This window comes from Microbacterium invictum (assembly GCF_034421375.1).
Taxonomy (GTDB): Bacteria; Actinomycetota; Actinomycetes; order Actinomycetales; family Microbacteriaceae; genus Microbacterium; species Microbacterium invictum_A.
The window spans coordinates 621,554-634,238 of the sequence record NZ_CP139779.1 but is presented as its reverse complement, the minus strand read 5'-3'; the positions used below and the strand labels follow the sequence as shown (position 1 = coordinate 634,238).

Below are 12,685 nucleotides of genomic sequence, written 5' to 3'. Positions count from 1 at the left end.
CTCAGCCTAGCCGCGGGGCGCGCCGCGTCGGCGGGCGCCGCGGCGCGCGCCGCGTTGGCGGGCATGACGGCCCGCGGGTAGCGGGGAGGCATGTTCAGCTTCCGGGGCCGAGAGCCTGCTACGGTTGAGTCGCGGCAGTTCCTTGCCGCTGCGTCGTCGTCACGCTCCCGCCTCTTCCGAGGCCACCGGCGGATTTCCCGATCCGCCACACGACGAACGGCGAACCGATGCGCGATCCCGCGCCGTCGCCCCCCTCACGCTCGAGCTCACTGTGCAGCGCCGAGCCTCATCGAAAGCATCCATGTCTTCTTTCACCTCCCTCGGCGTGCCCGAGAACCTCGCCGCCGTCCTCCTCGCGGACGGCAAGACCGAGCCCTTCGCCATCCAGCGCGACACGCTCCCCGACTCCCTCGCCGGCCGTGACGTGCTCGGCCGCGGCCGCACCGGCAGCGGCAAGACGATCGCGTTCGCCCTGCCGCTGGTCGCCCGCCTCGCCGGCGGACGCCGGGAGCCCCGCCGCCCCCGCGGCCTCGTGCTCGCTCCCACCCGCGAGCTCGCGACCCAGATCGCGGCGACGATCGCGCCGCTGGCCGCTGCGGCGAACCTCACGGTCACCACCGTCTTCGGCGGCGTCAGCCAGAAGCCGCAGGAGCAGGCGCTCAATCGCGGCGTCGACATCGTCGTGGCCTGCCCCGGGCGCCTCGAAGACCTCATGAAGCAGGGTGTCATCCGACTGGATGCCGTCCAGATCGCCGTGCTCGACGAGGCCGACCACATGGCCGACCTCGGCTTCCTCCCGGGCGTCACGCGCATCCTCGCGGCCACCCCGCAGGGCGGGCAGCGGCTGCTCTTCAGCGCCACCCTCGACCGCGGCGTCGACGCCCTCGTGCGCCGGTTCCTCCAGAACGAGGTGCGGCACGAGGTCGATGAGGAGAGCGTCCCCGCCGGCGTCATGACCCACCGCGTCTTCGTCGTGCCCTCCGAGGGCAAGGCCGCGCTCGTGCGTCAGCTCGCGTCGGGCCGTGGGCGCCGCATCCTCTTCACGCGGACCAAGCACCAGGCCAAGAAGCTCGCCAAGCAGCTCACCGCCGCGGGGATCCCCTCGGTCGACCTGCACGGCAACCTCGGCCAGAACGCCCGTGAGCGCAACCTCGCCGCCTTCGGCGCCCCCGCCGACCAGGGCGGCGTGCGCGTGCTCGTCGCGACGGATGTCGCCGCACGCGGCGTACACGTCGACGACGTCGAGCTCGTCGTCCACGTCGACCCGCCCGTCGAGCACAAGGCGTACCTTCACCGTTCGGGTCGCACCGCCCGCGCCGGCGCCGAGGGCGTCGTCGTGACGGTCGCGACCCCCGACCAGCGTCGCGAGGTCGGCGATCTGCTGCGGAAGGCCCACGTCCAGGCGCCCCTCGAGCAGGTCTCGGCCGACGACAGCACCGTATCGTCCCTCGTCGGCGCTGTCGCCGAACACGTCACCCCCGCTCCGGTGGTCGCCTCGTCAGGTCGCGGCGGCAGCGGCAGCGGCAGCGGCAACAGCGGCGGCGGGCGCGGTCGCTCGAGCTCGGGTGGCGGAGCCGCGCGCAACGCGGACGGCGCCGGTGGCGGCCGGGGTCGCTCCCGCGGACGCCGCCCGGCGGGCGAGCGCTCCGCGCAGTCCGGCGAGCGCGCCGCAGGCTCGACCGCCGGCGCGCGGTCGGGGCAGAACGGTGCCCGCGCGGGTCAGGCCGCCGGCAGCGGCGCCCGCACCCAGACCGCTCCCCGCTTCACCACGGGCAGCACCGTCGCGGACATCCAGCGGGGCACCCGCCGGCCGCGCCGCGCGCGAGGCTGAGTCGGGCGGGGGGTGCCGCACCGCGGCATCCGCTCGTCTCCTCCACGCACCCGCGTCGGGGAATCTCGACACCGTCGGAGATTCGCCCCGGAATCCTCCGACGATCGGTGGTTTCTCCGATTCACGGAGTCCCGCGCCGCTCAGACCCGCGCGGGGAACCTCGCGTCCAGCCAGGCCACCATGTCGGCGCGCACCTCGGCCTGCACCGGCTCCTGGAGGATCTCGTGGCGGGCGTCCGGGTAGACGAGGGTCGTCACGTCGGTGAGACCCGAGCGTTCGCGGTAGGCGGCGGCGAGCTTGTGGACGCTGCGCGGTCCGCCGACCGGATCGTCGCGCCCGACCATGAGGAGCAGCGGGACGTCGTGCCCGAGGTTCCGCCGCGGCTTGCCCATGATCTTCAGCACCTCGATGGGGCCGAACAGCTGCATCGGGGTCGCTTCGGTGGTGAGCGGGTCCTCGCGGAATGCGCGGCCCACTGCGGGGTCCGACGCGAGCCACTCGAGCCCCGTCGCGCCCGGGCCATTCCACCGCTTGTTGAGGTTGACGGCACGGAGATCTCGGACGGTGCGCAGGGCCGACCCTGAGAGCACCATGGCGTCGATCGCGTCGGGATGCTCGTCGAGGAGCATCTGGGCGAGGAACGATCCGCCGGAGTGCCCGAACACCGCGAGCGGAAAAGCGGGATTGTCGTCGCGGATCATCTGGGTGAGCTGCCAGATGGCGGCCATCGTGGCCCGGACGCCGCCCGGACCCAGGTGGCCGAGTCGGGACGCGTCGCCCCCGTGCTGCGCCATCCCGGTCCGGCCGTGGCCGCGGTGATCGGCGGCGTACACCGTCCAGCCCGCACCGACGAGAGCATCGATCAGGGCGTCGTACCGTCCGACGTGTTCACCTACGCCGTGGAGGAGCTGCAGAACGCCCCGGGGGGAAGTGGCGGGATGGAGGTCATAGAAGATGGTGATGCCGTGTGCGTCGATGAACTCGGGCATGGCTCGAGCCTAGCCGCGGTACCGGCCCGCGCCTCCCTCACGTCTTCGTCTCTCCACGCACGACGCGCACCGCACCGCTCGCCCCTCGGGCGTGACGCTCCTCGCCGCGCCCCTCCCCGCTCCATTCGTTCGTCGGAGATGTACGGCGGAACCCCCCTTTTGCGTACATCTGCGACGAACGAATCGACGTGGGAGCGACCCGCGGAGCGGGGCGTGGGGGCGACCCGTGGAGCGGGGCGTGGGAGCGGCGGGCGCGGGAGCGGCGGAGGACGAACGGGCCGCCGCGCGGGGCACGGGAAGAGCCGTTGAGACGCGAGCCTGTGCCGCCCGGCGATCTTCGCACCGACTCCAACACTTAGCAAGACTAATGAGCTAGGCTAAGTAAGAGCATGAGCACACCCGAGAACCTGTCCGACGAGGCATCCGATTTCCGCATGGCGACGTTCCGCCTCGCCCGCAGGCTGCGCGCCGAGCGCGCGATCGACAGCATGAGCGACGGCCAGTTCGCCGTTCTCGCCGCACTGAAGATGCACGGGTCGCACACGCTCGGCGAACTCGCGGAGCGCGAGCGCGTCACCGCCCCCTCGATGAATCGCACGGTCAACTGCCTCGAGGAGGCCGGATACCTCACCAGGACTCCGGATGCCGCGGACCGCCGGAAAGTGAACATCACCCTCACCCCCACCGGCCTCGACGTCGTCGAGGAGACCGTTCGTCGCCGCGACGCGTGGCTCGAGCTCGCACTCTCGGAGCTCCCCCCGGCCGAGCGCCGCCTCCTGGCCGACGCCGCCGCCGTCATGCGGAAGGTGGCCGACCGATGAGCGCGATGTTCCGTTCGTTCTCGATCTTCAACTATCGCGTGTGGTTCATCGGCGCACTGGTGTCGAACATCGGGCAGTGGATGCAGGCCACCGCCCTCAGCTGGGTGGTGCTCACCCAGCTGACCGACAACGACGCCGCAGCGATGGGCGTGACGATGGCCCTGCAGTTCGCACCTCCGCTGCTCCTCGTCGGGGTCACCGGCTGGGTGGCCGACCGGTTCGATCGGCGTCGACTTCTCGTGGTGACGCAGAGCCTGCTCATGGTGCTCGGCTTCGTCATCGGCATCCTGCTCCTCGCGGGCATCATGACCCTGTGGCTCATGTACGCCTTCGCTCTCGTGCTGGGGGTCATCGCCGCGTTCGACAACCCCGCGCGGCAGGCGTTCGTCTCCGATCTCGTCGCCCGTGAGAACGCCTCGAACGCCGTGGCCCTGAACGCCGCCTCGTTCAACGGCGCCCGGATGATCGGACCCGCCGTCGCGGGCATCGTCATTGTGGCGGTCGGCACCGGCTGGGTGTTCCTCGTCAACGGCGCCACGTTCCTCGCGATGATCGTGGCGCTCGCCCTCATCCGCCCGCACGAGCTCATCCCGCGTGCCACGGCGAACGGCGCCGCGCGGCTCGCCGACGGCTTCCGCTACGTCGCCCGCCGTCCGGACTTGATCGTGACGTTCTCGATGGTGTTCCTCCTCGGCGCCTTCGGCATGAACTTCCCGATCTTCGCCTCGACCATGGCCCTGGAGTTCGGGCGCGATGCCGACGGATACGGGCTGCTCAGCTCGATCCTCGCCGTCGGATCGCTGTTCGGAGCCCTCCTCGCCGCCCGGCGCGACCGAGCCCGCATCCGCGTCGTCATCGGCGGCTCGTTGCTGTTCGTCATCGCGGCGGTCATCTCGGCCTTCATGCCGGTGTACTGGTTGTATGCAGTGACGCTCATGTTCACCGGCTTCGCCGTCGTCACGATGCTCACCACGGCGAACGGGTACGTCCAGACCACGACCGACCCGGCCCTGCGCGGGCGCGTGCTGGCGCTCTACATGGCGATCCTCATGGGCGGAACACCGGTGGGTGCCCCGATCGTCGGCTGGGTGGCCGCGGAGTTCGGCCCTCGCGCGGCGATCCTCCTCGGAGCGGCGGCCGGCTTGGTCGCCTTCGGGATCGGGGCGACCTGGCTCATCGTCTCGGGACGCCTGCACCGGCGCGAGAACGCACGATTCCGCTTGACGATCGACGAGACGCGACCGCTCTCGGTCGTGAACGCCTCGCCGGAGGAGTTCAGCGACGAGGTCGCCGAGACCACGCCGATCAGCCTGCCGATCGGCGATCGCCGAGGGCCGGTCACCCCGACGCGTCGCGCGGGCTGACGGACCTAGCCGCTCGCGCCGACGAGATCGGCGTCGCCCGCGGCATCCCGGATCACCCGCTCACGGCGCACCTGATGACGGAAGACGATCGTTACCACCGCAGCGACCAGGCACCCGGCCGCGATGATCGACAGAGTGGGGAGGAGCCCGACCTCGGCCTGCAGGATCGGGAAGAAGAACGTGCCGACCGCCGCCCCGGCCTTGCCCGCGGCCGCCGCGAACCCCGCGCCCGCGCCGCGCACCTCGGCGGGGAATGCGGCCGTCGGCATCGCGAAGGTCGTGGCGTTCGGACCGGCGTTCATGAAGAGGTTGAACGCCGCGAACGCCAGGAAGATGATCGCCAGCTGCAGCGGCGACTGCGTCATGAGCTGCGTCGACCCGAGGGTGACGAGCGCGACCGCCATCACGACGAATCCGACCGACTGCATGAGGATGAGCCCCAGCCGCCGGACGAGGAGGATGGCGGCGGCAAAGCCGACGACGAGGAAGACGTCGAGCACGGCCGCGCCCTCGGTCGAGGTGATGTCGTCGGCGATGTAGGGGCTGTTCGCCGAGGAGCTCAGGGCGAGGGCGGCGATGATCGTCGGGGTGAACACCCCGACGCCGTAAGTGGCGATGTCCATGAAGAACCAGGGGATCGTCGTGAGGGCGGTCGCCTTGCGATACTCGCCCGAGAACAGCGCGCGCTTGCGCACGGTCGGCACGACTCCGGTGGCGCGCACCAGGACCGGGTGTCCCGCGGACGGCGAGACATCCCGGATCTCCGTCTCGTCGACGATCCGCCCCGCGAACCGGCTCATGACCGCTGCGGCCTCGAGGTATTTCGCCTGCGAGGCGAGCCAGATCGGGCTCTCGGGGACCCCGCGCCTGAGGATGATTATGATCACCGCCGGGATGACGCCGATCGCCAGCATCCATCTCCATGCCTCGGGGTGCGGATCGAACGTGAGGACGACGAGCCCGACGACCGCGCCGAGCAGCTGACCTACGGCCTGGAAGCTGAAGGCGCCGATGAGCAGCCGCGGGCGGAGCCGCCCGGGCGAGATCTCGGCGACATAGCTGGCTGCGATGGGGTAGTCGGCGCCGATCCCCACCCCGAGGAGGAACCGGAACGCGATCAGCCACCAGATGTCAGGCGCAAACGCCGACGCCAGGGCGAAGACGACGAACATGCCGAGGTCGATGCGGAAGGCGAGCTTCCGCCCGATGCGGTCGGACAGGGGCCCCATGATCGCGGCGCCGAAGATGGCGCCCACCACCGCGGCGCTGGTGAGGAGGCCTGTCTCGAGCGGGGTGATCCCCCACTCGGCGACGATGAGCGGGACGGCCACGCCGACGATGAAGAAGTCGAAGCCGTCGAGCATGATGCCCATGGCCGACAGCCACCACACCCGGCGGTGAAGGGGACCGAACCTCAGGCGGTCGAGGAATCGGAGGGCCGCGCGCTCTCGCATGCCCGCATCCTGCCGAGGCGGCGTGGCCGCGGGGGGCTACGACACGTGAATGGGGGGTGAACGATGCGACGCTGCCGTTCCGCGGGCGGGGCGCGGCGGGGCGCGGCGGGGTGCGCGGCGCGATGTCCAGCCGCGCCGCCCCGTCGGCCGCCCGGCCGCGCTGTGGTCATTCATCCGTCGCAGATGTACGCAAAACCGCCCGGATACCGTACATCTGCGACGAACGAACAGGGTGTGGGGGCGGCGTGGGTAGCGGGAGGCGAGCGGGGCGTGAGGGGCAGGCGCAGGCGCAGGCGCGGCGCGGCGCGGCGTGAGGGGCAGGCACGGCGCGGCGCGGCGGCGCGAAGCGCGAGGCGGGGACGGATGCCGCGGCGAACCGCTCAGGCCGAGAGGAACCGCCCGCGGCCGAAGGGCAGGATGGGCGCGCGATAGGTCAGGGTCGGGGGGTCCGCCGGGGCGAGGAGCACCTGCGCATCACCGAACCGCCAGCCGCGGACGAAGAGGTAGACGCCGAGCTCGACGGGCTCGTCGGCGGCGACCTGCCAGGTTCCGACGCCCCACTGCACCGGCTGCCCGCGGCCCCCGATCACGAGGGTCGGGCGGATGCCGCCCCAAAGGCGCAGTGCGGGCTTGCGCAGTGAGAGCTCGATCCGTCGCGTGACGGGCCGCTGCGCGGCATCCATCCTCAGCCCATCCACGAGCGGCGGCCGAAGCGCTCCCAGCGCTCCACGACCCGCGGCGCGGAACCGCCCTCTGCGGGCTCGAGCACCGGCTTCCCGCCGATGAAGACGCGCTCGACCACCGAGTCGACGTCGAGCGGATCGCCCGACCAGACCACGACGTCACCGTCGAGACCTGCGGCGAGCGCGCCCACCCGGTCGCCGAGCCGCAGAATCGACGCGGGGTTGACGGTGAGCGCCTCGAGCGCCGTCCGGGCGGGGAGGCCCTCGCGCACCGCGAGGATCGCCTGCAGCCGGATCTGCTCGATCGGCACCACCGGGTGGTCGGTCGTGATCGCGACCGTCACTCCCGCCGCGGCGATGAGCGCGAGGTTGCCGATCGCGCGGTCGCGCAACTCCACCTTGGAGCGCGAGGTGAGCATCGGACCGAAGATCACCGGGATGTCCTTCTCGGCGAGGACGTCCGCGATCTTGTGCCCCTCGGTGCCGTGGTTGACGACCAGCCGGTAGCCGAACTCCTCCGAGAGGCGGATCGCGGTGGCGATGTCGTCGTGGCGGTGGCAGTGCTGGTCCCACAGCAGATCGCTGTCGAGGACGGCCGCGAGGGTCTCTTTGCCGAGGTCGCGCTCGAACGGCTCGCCCTTGGTCGCCGCCGCCGAGCGCTTCTCGGCGTAGGTCCGGGCCTCGACGAACGCCTGGCGTAGCACCGCCGCGACCCCGAGCCGCGTGGAGGGAGTCTGCTTCTTGTCGCCGTAGACGCGCTTGGGGTTCTCGCCGAGGGCGGACTTCACCGACACGTCGTGGGCGAGGACCTGCTCGTCGACGGTCCGCCCGCCCCAGGTCTTCATCGCCACCGTGCGGCCGCCGATCGGGTTGCCCGACCCCGGCTTGATGACCGCGGTGGTCACTCCGCCGCGAAGCGCGTCGCGAAAGCCGACCTCTTCGATGTCGATGCCGTCGAGCGCCCGGAAGCGCGCCCCGTTGGGATCGGTCATCTCGTTGGTGTCGTTGCCCGACCACCCCTCGCCGTCCTCGTGGACGCCCAGGTGACCGTGCGCTTCGACGAACCCGGGGAGCACCCACTTCCCTGTGGCGTCGATGGTCCGGGCGCCCTCGGGGATCTCCGTCGCAGGGCCGCCCACGGCCGTGATGACGCCCCCGTCGATGACGACGGTCCCCCCGTCGATCGGGTCCCCGGAAACGGGGACGACGTAACCACCGGTGATCGCGAGGACGTCAGACATCCCTCCACCCTAGGCCGACCACGACGAGCCAGAAAGAACTTGACGCAGCGCAATCACTAGATAATCTAGCGATATGACAGATCTGTCGCGCCGCCGGTGGGCGGGCCTGGTGTTCATCAGCGTCGCGGTGTCGCTCATCATCGTCGACTCCACGATCGTCAACGTCGCGATCCCCGCGATCGTCGACGACCTCGGCATCTCCTCCACCGAGGTGCAGTGGGTCCAGGAGGCGTACACCCTCGTCTTCGCCGCGCTCCTGCTCGTCTTCGGCAGCATCGCCGATCGCGTCGGGCGGAAGCGGATGCTGCTGATCGGCGTGGTCATCTTCGCGGCATCCTCGATCCTCGCGGCCCTGTCGACCTCGGGCGGCCTGCTCATCGCCGCCCGGTTCGTGCAGGGCGTGGGCGGGGCCATGATCCTGCCCACGACCCTCTCGCTCATCAACGCCACCTTCCGGGGGCGCGAGCGCGGCATCGCCTTCGCGGTCTGGGGCTCGACGATCGGCGGGATGGCCGCCGTCGGCCCGCTCCTGGGCGGCTGGCTGACCACCGCGTTCTCGTGGCACTGGGCGTTCGGGATCAACATCCCGCTCGGCATCCTCATCTTCGTCGGCGTGATGCTCACCGTCGCCGAATCGCGCGGCACCGACACCCGCCGCACCGATGGAGTCGGCGCGGCGCTGTCGGTCATCACGATGGCCGCCCTGGTCTTCGGTCTCATCGAGGGACGCAACTACGGCTGGTGGACGACGGACGGCTCGATCGAGCTGGCCGGCGTCACCTGGCCGTGGGAGCTCTCGCCGGTGCCGATCGCGCTCGCGGTCGCGGTGCTCGGCGTCGCTGCGTTCATCGCGTGGGGGCTGCAGCGTCGGCGGCGGGGGCGCTCGACGCTGCTCAGCTTCGATCTCTTCCGCATCCCGTCGTTCCGCAACGGCAACATCGCCGCGACGATCGTCTCGCTCGGCGAGTTCGGCGTCATCCTGGCTCTCCCGCTCTGGCTCCAGTTCGTGCTCGGCTTCGATGCGCTGCAGACGGGTCTGGTGCTCCTCGCCCTGGCTATCGGATCCTTCTTCGCCAGCGGCGTCGCGGGCGCGGCGAGCGGCAAGGTGGCGCCGGTCTGGGTGGTACGCGCGGGGCTCATCGCCGAGATCATCGGCATCGGCGGGCTCGGCTTCGTCATCACGCCCGACGTGAACTGGGTGCTGCTGCTGCCGTTCCTCTTCGTGTACGGCCTGGGCGTCGGGCTCGCCACGGCGCAGCTGACCGGCGTCGTCCTCGCCGATGTGCCGGTCGCCGAGGGCGGCCAGGCGTCGGGAACGCAGTCGACGGCACGACAGGTCGGCGCCGCGCTCGGCATCGCGGTGCTCGGCACCATCCTCTTCACCAGCACGTCGGCGGCCCTCACCGCCTCGCTCGACGACCAGGGGGTCCCCGCGGCCCAGCGCGACCAGGTGGTCTCGTCGGTCGTCGACAGCGCCGGTGGCGCGATCGCGGGCCTGAGGCAGAACCCCGACACGGCCCGGATCGCGGATGCCGCAGCGCAGGCCTTCTCGGACGGCACCCGCTACGCCACGTGGGCGGCCGCCGGCTTCCTCATGGTGGGGCTCGCCGCGACCGCGTCGCTGGGGTCGGGAGGCGCCGGTCGCGCCCAGGGTCGCGCGGCCGAAACCGGTGAGGACGCGAGCGCAAGCCCCGCACCGGCGGGACTGTCCGGCCCTACGGTGAAGGAATGAGCGAACACCACGACCGCCCGGACGAGCACGACGACGACACCGGAGACGGGCCGGCGGGCGGCGACGAGAAGACCGAGAACCGCCTCGAGGCCGACAACGCCATCGAGGAAGACCAGATCCGCGCCCTCGACCCCGACGCACCGACCGGCTGAACGGTCCGGCCCGCCCGGCGCGCCGACGCATGCACGGGCGACCCGCCGGCCGCCACCCCTTTCGCCCCACGAGGTGACACCAGCCCCGCGGGCCTTGCAGGTGTGACCCGAACGCGGGTCAGAGGCTGGCGGAAGGGCGGAGTCGGCCGACGGCCGCGACGATGTGACCGCCGCGCACCGCGGTCTCGCTGACGGACCCGGGCGCGGCGTCTCGCGCGACCAGTCGCCACGGGCGCGCGTGGATGTCGGCGCCGCCGAGCGCACACGCGAGGCGCGCGAGCGGCGAGAAGACCCTCCACCTCCCGGTCGGCGGCTGCATGTCGACGACGGCGAGCACTCCGCCCGGTCGCACCAGCGCCACGGCTCGCCGCCACGCCTCGGTCGCGCCGCCGCGCATGACGCTCAGCGCATACGTCGCGAGCAACGCGTCGACGCTCGTCCCGTCATCGCCCGCCCCGTCCACACGGCGTGGATCCAGACCCCCACTCCCCGCCTCGACTCCGATCCGCTCGCGCACCGCCTCGACGTCGAGCTCGGACGCGTCCGCCTCGATGAGCGTCACGTTCGTCCACCCCTCGCGGGCCACCCGCTCCCGTGCGACGGCGAGCATGTCGGCGCTCCGGTCGACGCCGACGATGCGCCCGCTGTCGCCGACCGCGGCGCGCAGGAGCGGGAAGTTCAGGCCCGTACCGCATCCGAGGTCGAGGACGACGTCCCCTGCCTGCAGCCCCATGAGCCCGATGCCGGCGACACGGCCCGCCCGGTACACCCATCGCTCGCCCGAGAGCACGTCGTACCACCGCGCTCCGGCGCTGTACCGGCGGAAGGGCCTGGCCATCGGTCTCCTCGGGTCGGGCGGCACGGGACGAGCCGGTGTCCTCGATGATGCCACCGGCGACCCGCCCACCGGGTCGCCGCGTAGGCTGACGCCCGTGACCGTCCCCTCGTCCCGCCGCGCCCGCATCCTCTCCGCCGCCGACGCAGCCGGCGACTGGGACCTCGTCGTCATCGGCGCGGGGAGCGCCGGCCTCGTCGCGAGTCGCACCGCCGCCTCCCTCGGCGCCCGCACTCTGCTGATCGAGGCCGCCCGGTACGGCGGCGAGTGCCTCTACACCGGGTGCGTGCCCTCGAAGGCCCTCATCGCCGCCGCGCATGCGGCGCACGCCGCCCGCACCGCCTCGCGCCTCGGCGTCGACGTGACCGGTGTCACCGTGGACTTCCCCCGGGTGATGGCGCGGGTCCGCGACGCGATCGCGCACATCGAGCCCGTCGACGCCCCCGACGCCTTGGTCGCGCGGGGCGTCTTCGTCCTCAGCGGGCGTGCGCGGTTCACCGGCCCGACCGAGCTCGAGGTCGACGGCCACCGCCTCCGGTTCCGCGACGCGGTCATCGCGACCGGCAGTCATCCGGTCACCCCGGACATCCCCGGATCCGAGCACGTGTCGATCCTCACCAACGAGACCTTCTGGGACCTCGAGGCCCAGCCCGAGACGCTCCTCGTCCAGGGCGGCGGTCCCATCGGCTGCGAGCTCGCTCAGGCGATGGCGCGGCTGGGCACGCGAGTGACGCTTGTGCACCGGGGCGAGCGGATCCTTCCCCGCGAGGATGCCGCGGCGAGCCGCATCGTCCATGACGCGCTCGTCCGCGACGGCGTCGACGTCCGCGTAGGCACCACCGTCGCATCGCTGACGCCGACGGGCGGCACGGGTGCCGGCACCGCGCAGCTCTCCGACGGTACGGAGGTCGCCTTCGAGCGGACTCTGGCGGCGCTCGGCCGGCGCGCCGCGGTCGCGGGCCTCGGTCTCGACGCGGCGGGCGTGCGCCTGACGGCGGACGGCGACATCGAGGTCGATCGGGCGCTCCGCACCTCCAACCCGCGCATCCGGGCCGCCGGGGACGTCACCCCGCTCCCCCGGTTCACCCACACCGCGGGCTTCTTCGGCAGCACCGCGGCGACGAACGCCGTGCTGGGGCTCTCGCGCACGGTGGATGCCGCCGCCGTTCCCCGGGTGACCTTCACCGCCCCCGAGGTCGGCGCGATCGGCGTCGCGCCCGCCGAGGCGCGCAGGGAAGGACTCCGCATCGTGACGAAGGAGCACGACGACCTCGATCGCGCGGTCGCCGACCACGACACCGAGGGGCACACCACGCTCGCGATCGACCGGCGCGGACGGCTGCGCGGCGCGTCGGTCGTCGGTCCGCGTGCAGGCGAGGTGCTCGGGGAACTGACCACGGCGATCGCCGCCGGAGTGTCGGTCCGCGCGCTCGCGAGCACGATGCACGCCTATCCCACCTACGCCGACGCACCGTGGAACGCCGCCATCGCCGCCGCCCAGGAGGGCCTCGATCGCGGGGTCGTCGGTCGCGGCATCCGGTTCCTCCGGCGCCTTCACGCCCGCCGCACCGCCCACTGACCCG

Annotated in this window: 11 protein-coding genes; 6 read left to right on the top strand and 5 right to left on the bottom strand. The window is 72.2% G+C overall.

Annotation, left to right across the window (positions count from 1 at the left end; all coding sequences use genetic code 11):
- Positions 1–301: 301 nt before the first annotated feature.
- Positions 302–1,831 (top strand): DEAD/DEAH box helicase, encoded by a 1,530-nt coding sequence (locus T9R20_RS03060; protein ID WP_322411094.1) that lies wholly within the window; start codon positions 302–304, stop codon positions 1,829–1,831.
- Positions 1,832–1,971: 140 nt separating this feature from the next.
- On the opposite strand, the gene T9R20_RS03055 is transcribed toward T9R20_RS03060, so the two are convergent.
- Positions 1,972–2,820: an alpha/beta fold hydrolase gene (locus tag T9R20_RS03055; protein WP_322411093.1), complete on the bottom strand. Its 849-nt coding sequence runs from the start codon at positions 2,818–2,820 to the stop codon at positions 1,972–1,974.
- Positions 2,821–3,209: 389 nt separating this feature from the next.
- Here T9R20_RS03055 and T9R20_RS03050 point away from each other — a divergent pair, with 389 nt between their 5' ends.
- Both T9R20_RS03050 and T9R20_RS03045 read left to right on the top strand, forming a co-directional pair.
- Positions 3,210–3,641: a MarR family transcriptional regulator gene (locus tag T9R20_RS03050; protein WP_322411092.1), complete on the top strand. Its 432-nt coding sequence runs from the start codon at positions 3,210–3,212 to the stop codon at positions 3,639–3,641.
- Positions 3,638–5,005: an MFS transporter gene (locus T9R20_RS03045; RefSeq protein ID WP_322411091.1), complete on the top strand. Its 1,368-nt coding sequence runs from the start codon at positions 3,638–3,640 to the stop codon at positions 5,003–5,005. The genes T9R20_RS03050 and T9R20_RS03045 overlap by 4 nt, the downstream gene beginning before the upstream one ends.
- 5 nt (positions 5,006–5,010) lie before the next feature.
- Here T9R20_RS03045 and T9R20_RS03040 read toward each other — a convergent pair whose 3' ends face one another.
- The 3 genes from T9R20_RS03040 to T9R20_RS03030 all read right to left on the bottom strand — a co-directional run bounded on the left by T9R20_RS03040 (position 5,011) and on the right by T9R20_RS03030 (position 8,383).
- Positions 5,011–6,459 carry an MFS transporter gene (locus T9R20_RS03040; RefSeq protein WP_322411090.1) on the bottom strand — a complete coding sequence of 483 codons (1,449 nt, stop codon included), beginning with the start codon at positions 6,457–6,459 and terminating at the stop codon, positions 5,011–5,013.
- A gap of 380 nt (positions 6,460–6,839) precedes the next feature.
- Complete coding sequence (locus T9R20_RS03035; RefSeq protein WP_322411089.1) at positions 6,840–7,142, bottom strand: hypothetical protein; 303 nt, start codon at positions 7,140–7,142, stop codon at positions 6,840–6,842.
- Between the two features lie 2 nt (positions 7,143–7,144).
- The gene (locus tag T9R20_RS03030; protein WP_322411088.1) at positions 7,145–8,383 is read right to left on the bottom strand and encodes an amidohydrolase; all 1,239 of its coding nucleotides are present in this window, start codon (positions 8,381–8,383) and stop codon (positions 7,145–7,147) included.
- A gap of 73 nt (positions 8,384–8,456) precedes the next feature.
- On the opposite strand from T9R20_RS03030, the gene T9R20_RS03025 reads away from it, so the two are divergent.
- Together T9R20_RS03025 and T9R20_RS03020 are read left to right on the top strand one after the other, a co-directional pair.
- Entirely contained in the window at positions 8,457–10,115 is a 1,659-nt protein-coding gene (locus tag T9R20_RS03025) for a DHA2 family efflux MFS transporter permease subunit (protein WP_322411087.1), read from the top strand.
- Positions 10,112–10,267, top strand: a complete 156-nt coding sequence (locus T9R20_RS03020; RefSeq protein ID WP_322411086.1) for a hypothetical protein — start codon at positions 10,112–10,114, stop codon at positions 10,265–10,267. The genes T9R20_RS03025 and T9R20_RS03020 overlap by 4 nt, the downstream gene beginning before the upstream one ends.
- A 118-nt stretch (positions 10,268–10,385) precedes the next feature.
- On the opposite strand, the gene T9R20_RS03015 is transcribed toward T9R20_RS03020, so the two are convergent.
- Positions 10,386–11,105, bottom strand: coding sequence for a class I SAM-dependent methyltransferase (locus T9R20_RS03015; protein WP_322411085.1), 720 nt, complete (start codon positions 11,103–11,105; stop codon positions 10,386–10,388).
- A gap of 94 nt (positions 11,106–11,199) precedes the next feature.
- Between T9R20_RS03015 and T9R20_RS03010 the strand changes: the two genes are divergently transcribed.
- A complete protein-coding gene (locus T9R20_RS03010; protein WP_322411084.1) occupies positions 11,200–12,681 on the top strand; it encodes a dihydrolipoyl dehydrogenase family protein in 1,482 nt (493 codons plus the stop codon).
- Positions 12,682–12,685 lie beyond the last annotated feature (4 nt).